Annotated in this window: 15 protein-coding genes, 1 pseudogene and 1 other annotated feature; of the genes and pseudogenes, 8 read left to right on the forward strand and 8 right to left on the reverse strand. The window is 42.8% G+C overall.

Annotated features, from left to right (window positions below):
* Nucleotides 1-90 precede the first annotated feature (90 nt).
* The gene (locus PseudUWO311_RS11715) at nucleotides 91-663 is read left to right on the forward strand and encodes a Uma2 family endonuclease (RefSeq protein ID WP_142655416.1); all 573 of its coding nucleotides are present in this window, start codon (nucleotides 91-93) and stop codon (nucleotides 661-663) included.
* A gap of 40 nt (nucleotides 664-703) precedes the next feature.
* The gene (gene coaBC / locus PseudUWO311_RS11720; protein WP_142655417.1) at nucleotides 704-1915 is read left to right on the forward strand and encodes a bifunctional phosphopantothenoylcysteine decarboxylase/phosphopantothenate--cysteine ligase CoaBC; all 1212 of its coding nucleotides are present in this window, start codon (nucleotides 704-706) and stop codon (nucleotides 1913-1915) included.
* A 117-nt stretch (nucleotides 1916-2032) separates the two neighbouring features.
* On the opposite strand, the gene PseudUWO311_RS11725 is transcribed toward coaBC, so the two are convergent.
* The gene (locus PseudUWO311_RS11725; protein ID WP_142655418.1) at nucleotides 2033-3628 is read right to left on the reverse strand and encodes a hypothetical protein; all 1596 of its coding nucleotides are present in this window, start codon (nucleotides 3626-3628) and stop codon (nucleotides 2033-2035) included.
* A gap of 132 nt (nucleotides 3629-3760) precedes the next feature.
* Here PseudUWO311_RS11725 and corA point away from each other — a divergent pair, with 132 nt between their 5' ends.
* The 6 genes from corA to PseudUWO311_RS11755 all read left to right on the forward strand — a co-directional run bounded on the left by corA (nucleotide 3761) and on the right by PseudUWO311_RS11755 (nucleotide 9342).
* Nucleotides 3761-4912: a magnesium/cobalt transporter CorA gene (gene corA, locus PseudUWO311_RS11730; RefSeq protein WP_142655419.1), complete on the forward strand. Its 1152-nt coding sequence runs from the start codon at nucleotides 3761-3763 to the stop codon at nucleotides 4910-4912.
* Nucleotides 4913-5104: 192 nt separating this feature from the next.
* Nucleotides 5105-5869 (forward strand): RsmE family RNA methyltransferase, encoded by a 765-nt coding sequence (locus tag PseudUWO311_RS11735; RefSeq protein WP_142655420.1) that lies wholly within the window; start codon nucleotides 5105-5107, stop codon nucleotides 5867-5869.
* Between the two features lie 326 nt (nucleotides 5870-6195).
* Nucleotides 6196-7104: a 2OG-Fe dioxygenase family protein gene (locus PseudUWO311_RS11740; RefSeq protein ID WP_142655421.1), complete on the forward strand. Its 909-nt coding sequence runs from the start codon at nucleotides 6196-6198 to the stop codon at nucleotides 7102-7104.
* Nucleotides 7055-7468 carry a secondary thiamine-phosphate synthase enzyme YjbQ gene (locus PseudUWO311_RS11745; RefSeq protein ID WP_190303475.1) on the forward strand — a complete coding sequence of 138 codons (414 nt, stop codon included), beginning with the start codon at nucleotides 7055-7057 and terminating at the stop codon, nucleotides 7466-7468. The genes PseudUWO311_RS11740 and PseudUWO311_RS11745 overlap by 50 nt, the downstream gene beginning before the upstream one ends.
* A complete protein-coding gene (locus tag PseudUWO311_RS11750; RefSeq protein WP_142655422.1) occupies nucleotides 7469-8812 on the forward strand; it encodes a uridine diphosphate-N-acetylglucosamine-binding protein YvcK in 1344 nt (447 codons plus the stop codon).
* 74 nt (nucleotides 8813-8886) lie between these two features.
* Nucleotides 8887-9342, forward strand: coding sequence for an ATP-binding protein (locus PseudUWO311_RS11755; RefSeq protein WP_142655423.1), 456 nt, complete (start codon nucleotides 8887-8889; stop codon nucleotides 9340-9342).
* A gap of 50 nt (nucleotides 9343-9392) precedes the next feature.
* Here PseudUWO311_RS11755 and PseudUWO311_RS11760 read toward each other — a convergent pair whose 3' ends face one another.
* The 7 genes and pseudogenes from PseudUWO311_RS11760 to rplK all read right to left on the reverse strand — a co-directional run bounded on the left by PseudUWO311_RS11760 (nucleotide 9393) and on the right by rplK (nucleotide 14810).
* Nucleotides 9393-9587 carry a hypothetical protein gene (locus PseudUWO311_RS11760; RefSeq protein WP_142655424.1) on the reverse strand — a complete coding sequence of 65 codons (195 nt, stop codon included), beginning with the start codon at nucleotides 9585-9587 and terminating at the stop codon, nucleotides 9393-9395.
* A gap of 192 nt (nucleotides 9588-9779) precedes the next feature.
* Nucleotides 9780-11711 (reverse strand): transglycosylase domain-containing protein, encoded by a 1932-nt coding sequence (locus PseudUWO311_RS11765; RefSeq protein ID WP_142655425.1) that lies wholly within the window; start codon nucleotides 11709-11711, stop codon nucleotides 9780-9782.
* Nucleotides 11712-11816: 105 nt separating this feature from the next.
* Nucleotides 11817-12089: pseudogene (gene hisE / locus PseudUWO311_RS11770) on the reverse strand (phosphoribosyl-ATP diphosphatase); the annotation flags it as partial.
* Nucleotides 12090-12237: 148 nt separating this feature from the next.
* On the reverse strand, nucleotides 12238-12630 hold the full coding sequence (gene rplL, locus PseudUWO311_RS11775) for a 50S ribosomal protein L7/L12 (protein WP_142655427.1): 393 nt from the start codon (nucleotides 12628-12630) through the stop codon (nucleotides 12238-12240).
* A 97-nt stretch (nucleotides 12631-12727) separates the two neighbouring features.
* Nucleotides 12728-13255 (reverse strand): 50S ribosomal protein L10, encoded by a 528-nt coding sequence (gene rplJ, locus PseudUWO311_RS11780; RefSeq protein WP_142655428.1) that lies wholly within the window; start codon nucleotides 13253-13255, stop codon nucleotides 12728-12730.
* Nucleotides 13256-13328: 73 nt separating this feature from the next.
* Nucleotides 13329-13463: a sequence feature (ribosomal protein L10 leader region), on the reverse strand.
* Nucleotides 13464-13571: 108 nt separating this feature from the next.
* A complete protein-coding gene (gene rplA, locus PseudUWO311_RS11785; protein ID WP_142655429.1) occupies nucleotides 13572-14285 on the reverse strand; it encodes a 50S ribosomal protein L1 in 714 nt (237 codons plus the stop codon).
* Nucleotides 14286-14384: 99 nt separating this feature from the next.
* Nucleotides 14385-14810: a 50S ribosomal protein L11 gene (gene rplK / locus PseudUWO311_RS11790; RefSeq protein ID WP_142655430.1), complete on the reverse strand. Its 426-nt coding sequence runs from the start codon at nucleotides 14808-14810 to the stop codon at nucleotides 14385-14387.
* Nucleotides 14811-14835: the final 25 nt, after the last annotated feature.

Genomic DNA, 14835 nt, shown 5'->3' on the forward strand with positions numbered 1-14835 from the left:
ACGACAATATGAGCTAAACCTATTTTACATTTAGCGCGATCGCGATTAGCTATAATCGTTTCATAGTCAATTTTTAGGAGGTAATCGCATATGGTTTTAGCAGCTACTAAGCGATATACCGCGTCAGAATATCTAGCTCTAGAGGAAAAAGCCGAATTTAAAAGCGAATTTATTAACGGAGAAATTATCCCAATGGCAGGAGCTTCCGCAAATCACAATAAAATTGCCTTAAATTTGTGTCGGCTATTACCTCTAGCAATTGGTGAGCAAACCTATGAGATATTCATGAGTGATATGCGGCTATGGCTTCCTGAATATAGTCGTTATACCTATCCTGATGTGATGGTGGTTGCAGGTGAGCCAGCTTTTGTTGATCAAAGACAGATGGAAGTTACTAATCCCTGTTTGATTATTGAGATTCTATCTAGCTCCACCCAAGCCTATGATCATGACAGTAAATTTCGTCAATATCGCTCTATTCCTAGTTTTCAGGAATATATTTTGGTATATCAACATGGCTATGAAGTTGATCACTATGTCAAGGAGTCGGAGGATCGATGGGTATTGATGACCTATAAGGGAGAAGAATCTATGATTGAGTTGGTATCAATGCGGATAGGAATCAGATTAAGAGATTTGTATAAGCGAGTGAAGTTTGACTGATCAACCGCTTTGTAAATCCGTAGAGTAGCTGTAAGTAAGTATGAGTCATGTATTAATTGGAATATCAGGAGGCATTGCCGCCTACAAGGTTTGCGAAGTTGTTTCAAGCTTGGCAAAACGCGGTATTGAGGTGCGAGTGATCTTAACGAAATCAGCAGCAGAATTTGTTGCTCCGCTTACTTTTGCCACACTCTCACGCCAACCTGCCTATACCGATGCTGACTTTTGGCAGCCGAGCAATGGTAGACCATTACATATTGAGTTAGCAGAATGGGCTGACATATTTTTGCTAGCACCAGTAACCGCCAACACCTTGGCGAAACTCTCTTATGGAATGGCAGACAACCTGCTCACAAATACAGTCCTAGCTTCTACTTGTCCGATTCTATTTGCTCCTGCGATGAATACGACCATGTGGCTCCAACCCTCTGTCCAAGAGAATTGGCATAAGTTATTACAAAATATTCGATATACAGCGATCGCACCGACGGATGGGATTCTCGCCTGTGATGCGGTTGGCACTGGAAGAATGGCAGAACCAGAAATAATTTTGGAATATTTAGAATCTTTTCTATTTACAAAGGGAAAACAAGATTTAAAAGGAAAGAAGATTTTAGTGAATGCTGGCGGAACTCGCGAATTTATCGATCCTGTGCGTTTTATCGGCAATCCATCCACAGGTAAGCAGGGATTTGCGATCGCTAAAGCAGCCATGCATCGTGGTGCAAATGTTACGCTCATAACTGCCTCTAGTATGACTCTCTCTATGGGAGAGGGGCTAGGCGTGAGGGTAGTTCGCACAGCCGCAGAAATGCACAAAGCTATGCTCGAAGAATTCCCATTAGCTGATATCACGATCGCAGCCGCAGCTATCGGTGATGTGCGATCGCAATTTCAGAGCGATCACAAGTTACCCAAATTAGAACTTCCTTTAAATCTAGCGCTAGAATATATTCCCGATATTGTTGCCGATCTTGCAAGCCGTAAACGTTCTGATCAATTGCTAGTGGGCTTTGCGGCTCAAACTGGAAATGAGTCAGAGATCTTATCAGCGGCAAAAGAGAAGTTAGCGCGAAAAGGGCTAGATGCGATCGCGGCTAATGCAGTTAATAGTTCTCAAACAGGTTTTGGAACTGATACTAATCAAGCCACATTTATCCATAAGAATGGCAATACGCAATTCACGCCCCTCTGCTCAAAATTAGAACTTGCCCATTGTCTATTCGATTTCCTGATCTGTGCACACAAGTAGCCAAGAACTCAAGTTCTTGGCTAAAAGCTAAAGTCATCTAAAGATGACTAAATAAAATCAACCCATTTCAACCCGTTGAAACGGGTTTTAGCTCTTAGCCCGCACTTGAGTGCAGGGCTAATTTGGTGTCGTCGCTGGTTCTAAACCTGTTGCTTTCCCAAATTTGCGAAGGCGATCGCTTTCGGGTTCCATCCAAGCATAGACAAAATGACTAATGCAATTAATCTTTGGCTGTCTAGCCAATATCGCCCTCGTTTGGATTTCAAAACTAGGATGTCCATCAAATCCCTGTCCCCAAGTTCCCGCCAGAACTGGACAAACCAATGTCTCAGGTGCTGATTGGCGGACAACTTCAGCGACTTGATCGGCAACGCAGCTACCATCACTACAAAGTGCATAGGTCATCGGATGCCGCTCCATGTAATTTGGGAAACGATCCCAAGGCTGCATTCTTGCCTCAAATTTGCCTGACTCAGCGCGATTGCCATTGGGGAAGAAAACCGTGCCAATGGGAACATTATTTTGCTTAAGAGGAGCCGTGATTGTGTTTACAAAATTAATCACACCTTTATAGACATGGTTTGTGGCGATATTCCAGAGTAAACCTTCCGCGATCGCAGCAGTTTCTCTAGGATTTTTAATATTTGTCGGTCTCACCTTAATGTTATCTGTCAGCTTCTTCTCAGTCTGAACCACATCATCAGCCGTCAGGTCACCATTTTGGAGATAGATATCCATGAGTTCTCGAACAGTTCTATTGTCAATACTATTCAGCAAAGCTGTTCGCGAAGCTTTTCCATGAATCCATAGCTGCTTGACGTTATCAATCAACTCACCAGTGGAATTAGTGGGATAGCGTACATAATCAAATACCATTCCGTCGGGATTGCGTTGCATCAGCGCTTTGACTACAGATGTCAGATCAGCTTTGGCGATCGCATTGTACGGATCGACGAATAGATGATCGACCTCATAGGCATCTTCATAAAAAGCTCGCCCATTACTAACTAAGTTGCGGTCAAAATTGGTATTGGCAATACTATTTTCACCTCGACCATTAAGTGCTAAGGCTCCCGAACGCCCCTTGATTTCGCTATAGCCATAGCCAAAATTCATTGTAAAAGACCAACCATAAACTTTGATCCCCCTAGCTCTGCCGATTTCGATCGCTTGTTTCCACAGATCATAGTCCGCAGGTACTTCCCCCGCCTTGACCGACTCTTCCATCACCGATCGCCAAGGCGTAGGATTATCGGCAACTGGCAGTAACACCCGCCCATCATAAAAAACTTCGATAAAAACTTGGTTATAGCCGCGATTTGCCATTTTATCGAAAACATCTTCTAATACACCTGCTTTGACATCATTGGGATATAGCCGCAACCAAGTAGCTTGAGTTTGGGGTGTATTGCGATCGCGACAGGCTTGCAATTCTGATTTGTGTTTTTGAAGGATCGCCTGATATTGAGATTGGGCATTTGGATCGCGAGGACTTATGACTAAAGCTGATTTTCGCAGTTCATGTTTTCGCAAAATTTCCGCAGTACCCACGTCACAGGTGGGCTTGCCCCATAAAATCTTGTCAGGTAATGCACCCGCGATCGCATTCCCAGTAAAGACTGTACTTAAACAACAAGCAAAAGAAGCGATCGAAAGCAAATTAAATTTATTAAGCTTTTTATTAATCTTTTTCTGGTTTATTTTATATTTCATAGACTTGAGAAATAGTAAGGTTCGGGATCAGGAAATCGTATAGAAACAAATCCTATCCCATCTAAGTTTTTATAGACGAACTAGGCTTAACAATGTGGCAAACTGACAAGTGTATTTCCGACTCTCCTCACCATGCTCCATAACCCTGCCAGATTTAAGCCTAGCCCTATCGAAGATGATTCTGAGGAAAATGATGAAGAATTAGAGTTTTATGACTTCAATGAACCCGAACCAGGTAGCCCACCTGGAACCCTAATCATTGATGAAGATGCGACTATTCCCAATATTTTCTTGATTGATTACAATACCGATGAAGCCCTAGGAGTTCAGCTTGCGACTCCTGAAGAATGTTTTCCTTATCTAGATACCCACTCAGTTTCATGGGTTGATGTACAGGGTTTAGGTTCTGAAGATGTACTAAAACGTTTGGGGAAAGTGTTTGGACTCCATGAGCTTGTGTTGGAAGACATTGTTAATATTCCTCAGCGCCCCAAGGTTGAGAGTTTTGAGGATCAAGAATTGATCATTCTGCACATGGTGACTAGTCGCGAAGACGGTCGAGGTTTTTATGATGAGCAGGTGAGCTTGATTTTGGGAAAAAACTATGTACTGAGCGTACAAGAAGAACCCGAAACTGATGTATTTGAGCCAATTAGGCAGCGTATTCATCGCAATCGTGGTGTAATCCGATCGCAAAAGGCTGATTATCTTACCTATGCCCTGATTGATGCGATCGTGGATGGATTTTTTCCTGTGCTGGAGGACTATGGCGAACGTCTTGAAGATTTACAAGATGAGGTGGTTGATAAACCCACCCGCCAAACTCTCGATAAAATCCATAAAATCAAGCGTGAACTGTTACTATTACGGCGTGCAATTTGGCCGCAGCGCGACGCAATTAATTCGCTAATTCGGGAAGAAAGTCCAATGATTGATCGCGAGGTGCGCGTGTACTTACGTGATTGCTATGACCACACTGTCCAAGTTATGGATATGGTTGAGACCTACCGCGAACTTGCAGCCAACTTGATGGATATTTATCTGTCATCGTTGAGCAATAGCACCAACGAGATCATGCGTTTTTTAACTGTGATTTCCACAGTGTTTATTCCGCTTACCTTTGTGGCAGGGGTATATGGCATGAATTTTGATACTGAATTAGGAAATATGCCCGAATTGAAATTACCGTATGGTTATGCTCTCTGTTGGCTACTAATGCTATCGATGTCTGGGGGATTGTTATTTTTCTTTTGGAAAAAAGGCTGGCTATTTAGCCCAAAATAAAGTTACTTCAAAACATAAAATGGCTATGCCATTTTATGTTTTGAAAACCCTTACAGGGCTTGGGTTTTAATCCACAAAACGTCATACTTTTGTGGATTGATATAAGATCCGTGAAATTCAATAATCCACATAATCCGCGATTCTGACTTTATTGTGTTACTTCCTCAACCTCACAAGCGCAGACTGCAAAGGGTGACCTTACAAGCGCATCAAGTCTCACCAGTTTTACAAATTAATAGCGAGATCGCCCTCACCCCAGAGCAAAGACATTACCTATGCAATGTATTGCGTTTAGAATCTGAATCTGAATTTATCGCCCTCGATCGCCAAGGTGGATGGTGGTTAGCCCAATTGTCAGCAGATCTAGATAATGCCAAGATTATTGCCAAGCTAGAAAATAATTCGGAATTATCTGCCCAGATTACCCTTGGCATCGCCATGCCCAAAGGTAGCAATATCGAGTCAGTAATTAGGCAAACTACGGAATTGGGAGTGCGACAAATCGTGCCGTTATTTAGCGATCGCACGGTCTTGAAACCAGACAATCAAATTGGTAATCAAAAACGCGATCGCTGGCAACGCATTGCCGAAGAATCTGCTGAACTTTCGATGCGTACCTACGTGCCTGAAATAAATAATCCAACATCATTAACTTCTTGGTTTGAGCTTCTCGCTAATTCGCCATCATCAAGCTTGAAATATATTTGCGTGATTAGTCCCCATGTGACGCATCTACTTACGAGCTTACAAGGATCAAGTTATTCATCAGACTTTGCTGAAAACAAAGGGCAAATAATTATAGCTACGGGCTGCGAAGGGGGCTGGACTGCTAGAGAAGAAGAAATGGCGATCGCATCGGGTTTTGTCCCTGTGTCATTAGGCGATCGGGTGTTATCTGCTGTCACTGCACCAGTAGTAGCTTTATCTATAGTCAGCGCATTCAGTGACTGTAGATAAGGTGTAACCAAACCAGTAGCTTGCGCCCCTGCGGGGCGCAAGCTTATGTAACCAAACCTGTAAGATTTCGCCTCTGTGGGGCGAAACTTATGTAGCCAAACCTGTAAGGTTTTGCCCCCGAGGGGATCAAGCTTATGTAACCAAACCCGCAAGGTTTCGCCCCTGCGGGGCGAAACCTTGCGGGTTTGGGTTTGTGTGAAAAGTGCTATGGCAACGCCATTTTGAATATGGGTATTATTTATGAATATCTTCCTTTACTCCTTCTTTTTTTATGCTAAATTCTAGTAAAACTTGCTAAAAAATCTTTACTAGAATTAACCAATTCAATGCAACAAAAGACGCTATTTCCTCCAATTACTAGGTTTGACACACTTATCAACCCAATTGCAGTAAAAAAAGAACTTGACACGCAGTATTGGAGTATTCGCAATATCTCACAAAGTGTTGATTTATCGGCATGGCGCTCATTTCTTCGAGATCTCCCTCCAGATCCATATGTGGAGTCTAGATTTAAGCGGATGTCTTGGTTGCATATACTGAGAGACGGTAGCGTCCAAGATATGGGTGAATGTGCTATGGCGCAGGGTGGCAACTACAACGATGCTTGTACGATGGCAAATAAGAATCGCTACTACCAGCCTCTAGAGAGCGCTTTCATTGAACGAGAGGATGTGCAATCATTTGTTGCCGATTGGGCGAAGCTTTGGGGAATAGGTGTAGGGGAGCCGATTCTGATGCAGATCACGGGTGTTAGAGGGAATGGGCAAATTGACCCTTTGCAAGGGCAGGGTATTCATGCGGACGGATGCACAGCATTGAGTATTGTTTTACTTTCTCGCGAAAACGTATATGGAGCAACTAATTATCTTTACAATGATAAAGAAGGTACTCAGCCAATTGCCACAGTTGTTTTGAATGCAGGCGATATTCTGCATTTATGTGACGACAAATTGTTTCACAATGTGGATAGAATTACTGAGCAATTTCCAGATGTCCCATTTGAACGCTTTGTTATTATCATCAACAGTCGCTTTGTCGATAATTTCCAAAATGATGAGCTACGAAAATGTTTCCCCAGTGCAGTTCTTTATGGTGATAAATGTCGGAATTTGGACTTAAACACAACGCTCTATAAATACTATGAGTCCACGAATTATGACTACAAATCAACAACACACCGTGCAAATGTTGCAGCAGAACATAGTACTGCACACCAATGGCAAAAAATTGCATAACATTACCCGCCAAGTGGAAGCAGTTTTAGACCAATCTGGGATAAAGATAGGGCTATGTAATGTGTTTTTGAGACATACCTCAGCAAGTCTAATTATTCAAGAAAATGCTGATCCTGATGTGTTAGCAGATCTAGAAACATTTTTTGCGAAACTGATTCCCGAAGATGCCAGTCAATATCGTCATATCTCGGAAGGGGTTGATGATATGCCATCCCATATTCGCAGCGCCCTAACCAAAACATCAGAAACGATCCCGATCGCTAATGGTAAACTTGCCCTCGGCACTTGGCAAGGAATCTTTGTCTGGGAACATCGCAATTTGGGGCATACCCGCGAAGTGCTGGTACATATTACAGGATGCTAAATGAAGCCCTCAAAAAAGCCACCAGCAAATCGATATCGTCCAGCCGTTAAAAGAAAAAAGTGGCTGAGAGGGTTTCAGTGGTTTTTACCAGGACTATTTGTCAAGCGATGGTTACTAGTTAGTATCATTGGCATTTTACTAATCGTTTTAGGGATTGCCATCTCCGCTAAGCTAACCCCGATCTTATTTCTATCACGCCTGATTGGTAACGCGATCGACACCTTGGTTGCCATATTGCCACGCAATATGAGTGGGCCAATCGCCTTTGCAATTGGCATCGGACTATTATGGCTGGGACAGAAACGAGCGCTCGGCTCGATCACCCAAGTTTTGATGCCCAATCAAGACAAAGAACTATTAGAGTTGCTAGTCTCCCATCGCAAACTCAATCGTGGCCCCAAAATTGTTACTGTGGGCGGAGGTACTGGGTTATCAAACTTATTGCGTGGACTCAAGCAATATAGCGCCAATATTACCGCGATCGTCACCGTTGCTGATGATGGCGGCTCCTCTGGACGGTTACGCCGCGAGCATGGTGTATTGCCTCCAGGTGATATTCGTAATTGTCTTGCCGCCCTTGCTGATGAAGAAAAGTTAGTGACCGAGCTATTTCAATATCGATTTAAAACGGGGGAAGGTCTATCTGGGCATAGTTTCGGCAATTTATTTCTTACGGCGATGAGCGAAGTAACAGGTGATCTGGAAAAGGCGATCGCGGCTAGTTCACAGGTATTGGCGGTGCGCGGTCGCGTTCTGCCAGCAACTCTTGATCACATGGTGTTATGGGCCGAATTTGAAGACGGACGCTATGTAGAGGGAGAGTCGAATATTCCTGAAGCTAAAGGTAAGATTAGGCATATTGGTTGCAAGCCAGATAATCCTAAGGGGTTACCTCAAGCGATCGAAGATATCAACGAAGCAGATCTGATCGTCATTGGGCCTGGCAGCTTATATACGAGTATTATTCCTAACCTGCTCGTACCTGAAATACTTCAAGCATTAATTGATCGCAATGTACCATCGATCTATCTTTGTAATATTATGAGTCAGGTAGGTGAAACAGACGGCTATGCTGTATCTGACTATGTAAGAGTTTTAGATGAGATAGCTGGTGTGAGACTGTTTGATGTAGTTTTAGCCCAGAAGCATCCACCTTCTGAGCGATCGCTACAACACTATGCCTCATCTGGGTCACATTTTACGGTTCTAGATCGTGATAGTCTCGCTGCTATAGGTTGTCCTGTTTTGATTGCCAATATCATGCGAGAGAAACCCAACGGAACAGTATGTCATGACTCAGAAAAACTTGCAGGTGTCTTAATGCGCTGGTATAACCGTCAGTAGTTGGATTTTTATACAAAAATGTCAAAATGTCAAAATGTCAGATTATTTAGAAAGTCAGTCAGATTAATTCATCAGTGTTAGAAAAATACCACATTCAAGTTAACAGTGATATTTATGCTCTTTCTAAATTGCAAGAGTGGTTTCAGCAATTTCAAAATTTATTACCAAAACCAACTTGGATGCAATGCAATCTCGTGCTGGTTGAAGTGTTTACCAATGTAGTGTCTTATGCACATGAGGGACTTTCTGAAGAAACGCCCATCGATATTGAAATTATGATTAATGTTGCTGAATATCTACTAGAAATGAGGATTTGGGACTTTGGTGAACCTTTTGATTTGCAATCAGAAATTGATCGGGCTGCTTTAGAAGCGCAAAAGAGCCAAGATTTTGAAAGTATTGATGATATTCCCACAGGTGGGCGAGGTTTAATGATTGCAAAGACAGTTGCTGACAATATCAGATACGAGACTTTGCCTGACGGTCGTAATTGTTTTGTGATGAGCAAAAGTTTTTCAAAGCTTGTTTAAATGAGAGGCGACGCAAAAAAGTGCGGACTCTCATTTAAACAAGCTTTGAATTAGCGCTTAAGCCATAGTACAAAGGCAAATAAACCTACGGGTAAAGTAATGGCATATATTGCGATCGCATTCATTACATCTACTGTCAAATTATTTGTCAATAAGCCCCAAGTGGGTGCAGCATATTTAATTACTGCCGACGCGATCGTTGAATACACAAATAATCGCAAAATAAATAAAATTTGTTGCCACATAATCTCTTCTCAGTTATACCAATTCACAAAAATGTGGCGACACTTTTGTGAATAAAAAGCAAATCCCGTAAGGGTTTTAACAACACAAAATGGCTACGCCATTTTGTGTTTTGTATTAGTAATCGGTGCGCAGCTCCGCCGCTTACCCACAGATATTTAAACAAGAGCGGCGCTTTTTACGCCGCTCTTGTTTTAGTTTTTCTTTTTGCCGCCTTCTTTGTCTTGGATTTCACTTGGCACAGGGAACTGCTCAATCGGCTGCCCAGCTAGGGCTCTTTCCATAAACTTACGCCAAATCGGAACCACATAAACACCGCCTGTCACACCATTTGCCATCGGTGAATAATCATCATTACCGATCCAAATCGCAACTGCTAGCTGTGGTACATAGCCTACAAACCAAGCATCTCTAAAGTCTGAAGTTGTACCCGTCTTACCCGCTACAGGTCGCCCGTCACTCATTTGCGCTTCGGTTGCCGTACCGTTGGTAACCACTCCACGCAAGGCATCAGTTAAGTAAGAAACTGCGATTGGATCAAGGATTAGTTCAGGTTTGGGTGTATTATCCAGCACCAAATTGCCATTGCGATCAGTGACACGGGCAATTAATGTCGTTTTAGATTTATAGCCACCACTGGCAAATACTGCATAGGCTCCTGCTACCTCCATTGGAGTTACATCGGCAGCACCAAGCGGTAGAGAAACAACAGGGAGAATCGGACTATTGATCCCCAATTTTCGACAAAGAGCTACAACATTTTCATTACCAAATTCTATCCCTAACCTAAGCGCAGGAATATTTCGAGAAACGGCGATCGCTTGACGAATGCTCATGGCTCCTGAGAACTTATTGTCATAGTTTCTAGGTACATAAGGTTCATCACCGTCAGGAATAGTCATTGGACTATCATCAATTATTGAGTCAGGAGTATAGTTACCTGATGCAAAAGCAAGATAGTACACAAAAGGTTTAAACGAAGAACCTAACTGTCGTCTTGCTAAAACCGCACGATTAAATTGATTTTTGTCAAAGTCTCCAACACCACCTACTAAAGCTTTTACAAATCCTGTGCGTGGATCAACAGCTACTAAAGACAATTGGTCGGCATAGGCTCCGCGATCAACTAAATCCTTGTGACCTTCGGCAGCAACTTCTTCGGCAATACGCTGCATCTTTAAGTCAATCGTTGTCTGGACACGCAATCCACCTTGAAGAACGACATCACGACCAAATTTTTCTTCTAGCTCAGTCGTAACAGCCTGGGACACATAAGGAACGCGACTAGCTTCGTAAGAGATCCCCTGCTTACGAATTATTATTTTCTGTGCCTTGGCGGCTTTGACTTCAGCTTGGGTGGCCCATCCAAGCTCTAGAAGTCGATCAAGCACTAAACCCTGACGCTTCTTGGATTCACTAAAGTTGTCTACTGGATTGAATACTGAAGGCGCTTGAATCGTACCTGCTAACATAGCAGCCTCTCCAAGGGTCAAATCAGCGGCAGATTTACCAAAATAATTCTGTGAAGCGGTTTCAGCTCCATTCGTATTTTTTCCCCAAAATACTTGGTTGAGGTACATCTCAAGGATTTGCTCCTTAGTAAATACCTGCTCAACACGCATTGCTAAAACTGCTTCGGCAACTTTGCGATTGAGGCTACGCTCGTTGGACAGAAACAAGTTTTTAACTAATTGTTGCGTTAAGGTCGATCCTCCTTCTACGGTTCCTCCTGCATTAAAGTTAGCTAAAATTGCGCGTCCAACACCACTGGGATCAATACCCTTATGGGTATAGAAGTATGCATCTTCCATGGCTAGAACCGATCGCTTAAGATGTGGTGAAATGCGATCAAGCGTTACGACTTCACGGTTGACATCACCATGCAAACGGGCAATTAAGCCACCGTTAATGTCATATATATAAGTGGTTTCAACTGGTACATAGCCTTTAAGGACTCTGACATCGGGCAGATCTCGAAAACTTAGCGCTAAGCCAACCAGACCACCAGCTACTGCCGCACCACCAATCATGATAATGCCCAGCAGCGTGCCACCAACAGCTTTGAGAGTGCCTTTTAAAATACTGCCTGTAAGAGACTGAGAACGCTCTACACTATTCGATGCCACAGCTATCTACCCTTTGATCAATTCATAGGTAATCTTACTGCATTAATTAAGTATTGCGTACTAAAAACTTAAGGTTGTGACAAGCACAACCTTAAGTTTTGACTTTTAGCGTCGTTGCGCAAGTTTGTCATATACCAATTGCAGATCAACATGGTGATGCGCGATCGCTACTAACGTGTGGTAAAACAAATCAGCGACTTCTGATGCGATCGCATCAGGATCATCATCTTTACAAGCCATCACAACTTCAGCAGACTCTTCACCAATTTTCTTTAAAATTTTGTTATCGCCACCTGCGAATAATTTACAGGTATAAGAACTTTCTTGCGGATTCTCGCGGCGATCGACAATTACTGCAAATAATTCTGAGAGTGGATCGTTCATAAAATAAAAATATTTATAAAAAATAATTGTGAGACGCAAAGCGACTCACAATCTTAATAATAAAGGCACGCCCCGCGTGCCTTTATTGTTTTTGAATGTTCTGCAAAACAGAACATTCAAGCAAGCTAAATGTTGCCAACAATTACTTGATGGAAACCTTACCACCAGCTTCTTCGATTTGCTTCTTAGCAGCTTCAGCATCAGCTTTAGGCATAGCTTCTTTGATGGTCTTAGGAGCAGACTCAACCATATCCTTAGCGTCTTTCAAGCCCAAGCCTGTGATTTCGCGAACGATCTTAAGAACAGCAATCTTCTTGTCAGCAGGAACTTCATCAAGTACCAAGTCAAAAGCAGTCTTTTCTTCTTCTACTTCAGCAGCAGCAGCGCCAGCGCCAGGAGCAGCCATCATCATGCCACCAACTGGAGCAGCAGCCGAAACGCCGAAGGTTTCTTCAATAGCTTTGACCAATTCAGAAGCTTCAAGAAGGCTCAAAGACTTTAGTTCTTCAATGATGCTATCGATTTTTGCAGACATAATTTTTCTCTTTAATTAATTAGATTAGGTTAGTAATTCGTAATTGATAATTCGTAATTCGTAATTGATAATTCGTAATTCGTAATTACCAATCCTTCTACGCAGCTTCTTTCTCAGAAACAGCCTTGACAGCTCTGCCCAGAGATTGAGGAACCTCTTTGATACCGATCGCGATTTTGGCGGTAACAGAATTGATTGCACCAGCAATTTGCGCAAACAGTACTTCCTTGGAAGGTAGATCAGCGATTGCCTGCAAGTCTTTTGCAGTCAATGCCCGACCTTCTAAGACACCGCCACGAAGTTCGGTTTTCTTAGATTCCTTTTGGAATGCTTGATATGCCTTAACAGCACCACCAATGTCATCTTTAACAAATAGGCAAGCCGAAGGTCCAACTAGGAAACCTTCAAGAGGCTTCCATTCAGGAGTTCCAGAAATTGCTTGCTTGAGCAAAGTGTTTTTGGTAGTTCTGCACACCGTTCCCGTGGGACGGAGTGAGCGACGGAGTTTAGTAATCTCAGCAACTGACAAAGTTGAGTAATCGATTACCATGACCATCTGAGTTCCTTCAAACTCTTTGGACATTTCTCCGACTAAAAATTTCTTTTGGTCTAGGGTCTTACCCATATGGTTCTCACCTCCTTGTGTTTGGGGCTAATTAAATGGCGCGATGCGCCATTTAATTAGCTATGTAATCTTTAAAGTCATTAAAAAAGCCTCGTCTTTTCACAAGCCGAGGCTAAAAAAGTATTCTTTCAAGAATCTTTTTTAAAACACCTCGGCAGGAAATTAAGCCATGAGCACCTGCTGTCTATGGAGATATTCAGTTGTCGAAATTTCTTTCTAGGCTTATTACAACAATTAGACTTAGCTTTTACTTTTTCTTGTGGACTGTCCACTCAAGGCAAACAGTCTACAGTTAAATGACTTTGAAAGGCTTTGATTACGAATCTGCGAACTTGAGATCACGCAGAGCTGTAACATCAACTTCGATCGCGGGTCCCATAGTTGCAGATACATATAGCGAGCGCCAGTATCTACCCTTTGCTCCCGAAGGACGATTGCGATCAATCGTTTCTTGCAAAGCTTTCAGGTTGATTAGCAAGTCTTCAGCAGTGAAGGCAGCCTTGCCAAATTGAATATGGACGATCCCTGTGCGATCGGCACGGAATTCTAGCTTACCAGCTTTGAATTCATTGATTGCAGCACCTAAATCAGTAGTTACCGTACCACCTTTAGGTGAAGGCATCAACCCTCTTGGACCAAGCAACTTACCAAGCTTAGCCACTTGAGGCATCATGTCAGGCGTTGAAATCAGCAAATCAAAATCCATTCTTCCCTTGCTGATTTCATCGATTAGTTCCTCAGAACCAGCGATGTCTGCGCCTGCAGCGGTTGCTTCGGCAACTTTTTCACCGCGAGCAATAACTGCTACACGAATTGTTTGCCCCGTTCCTTTCGGTAAAGTTACCGTTGTCCGCAATTGTTGATCGGCGTACTTCGGATCGATACCTAGTCTGACGTGTGCTTCTACCGACTCAGGGAACTTAGCAGTTGCAGTGACCTTAACTAGTTCCAACGCATCGATTGGTGCGTAAGGGCGATCCTCAACTTTGCTGAGAGCTTCCTTAAGACGTTTTGAGATTTTCTTTGCCATGATTGCTCCTACGGGGTGCGATCGGAAAAATTAATTCCCTCCCCCAACTAAAATTTTTATTTGAATTTTATAGATATTGAAAATCAGCAAAATTAGCAACTAAGCGCTAATTGTAACGCCCATGTTCTTTGCCGTGCCTTCAATAATCTTCATCGCTGCGTCGATATCATTTGCATTGATATCAGGCATTTTGGTTTCAGCGATTTGACGAAGTTGATCTCTGGAGATTGAACCTACTTTTTTACGGTTAGGCTCTGCTGAGCCAGAGGTGATACCAGCCGCTTTTTGAATCAAAACTGATGCTGGTGGTGTTTTGAGAACGAAGGTAAAGCTTCGGTCTTCATACACAGATATTTCTACAGGAATGACCATGCCTGCTTGATCAGCAGTACGGGCGTTATATTCCTTGCAAAACATCATGATGTTGACACCATGCTGACCTAGAGCTGGACCAACTGGTGGAGTTGGGCTAGCCTTACCAGCATTAAGTGCCAACTTGATAATTGCTGTAACTTTCTTAGCCATTAATTTTAGCCGTTAATTTTAGCCG

It is taken from the genome of Pseudanabaena sp. UWO311, from assembly GCF_006937785.1.
Taxonomy (GTDB): Bacteria; Cyanobacteriota; Cyanobacteriia; order Pseudanabaenales; family Pseudanabaenaceae; genus Pseudanabaena.

Coding starts and splice junctions, on each gene's coding strand:
- rplK (WP_142655430.1), bottom strand. CDS start 14,810: ATGGCTAAGAAAGTTACAGCAATTATCAAGTTGGCACTTAATGCTGGT.
- PseudUWO311_RS11750 (WP_142655422.1), top strand. CDS start 7,469: ATGAAGCCCTCAAAAAAGCCACCAGCAAATCGATATCGTCCAGCCGTT.
- corA (WP_142655419.1), top strand. CDS start 3,761: ATGCTCCATAACCCTGCCAGATTTAAGCCTAGCCCTATCGAAGATGAT.
- coaBC (WP_142655417.1), top strand. CDS start 704: ATGAGTCATGTATTAATTGGAATATCAGGAGGCATTGCCGCCTACAAG.
- PseudUWO311_RS11745 (WP_190303475.1), top strand. CDS start 7,055: ATGTTGCAGCAGAACATAGTACTGCACACCAATGGCAAAAAATTGCAT.
- PseudUWO311_RS11725 (WP_142655418.1), bottom strand. CDS start 3,628: ATGAAATATAAAATAAACCAGAAAAAGATTAATAAAAAGCTTAATAAA.
- rplA (WP_142655429.1), bottom strand. CDS start 14,285: ATGGCAAAGAAAATCTCAAAACGTCTTAAGGAAGCTCTCAGCAAAGTT.
- rplJ (WP_142655428.1), bottom strand. CDS start 13,255: ATGGGTAAGACCCTAGACCAAAAGAAATTTTTAGTCGGAGAAATGTCC.
- PseudUWO311_RS11760 (WP_142655424.1), bottom strand. CDS start 9,587: ATGTGGCAACAAATTTTATTTATTTTGCGATTATTTGTGTATTCAACG.
- PseudUWO311_RS11740 (WP_142655421.1), top strand. CDS start 6,196: ATGCAACAAAAGACGCTATTTCCTCCAATTACTAGGTTTGACACACTT.
- rplL (WP_142655427.1), bottom strand. CDS start 12,630: ATGTCTGCAAAAATCGATAGCATCATTGAAGAACTAAAGTCTTTGAGC.
- PseudUWO311_RS11715 (WP_142655416.1), top strand. CDS start 91: ATGGTTTTAGCAGCTACTAAGCGATATACCGCGTCAGAATATCTAGCT.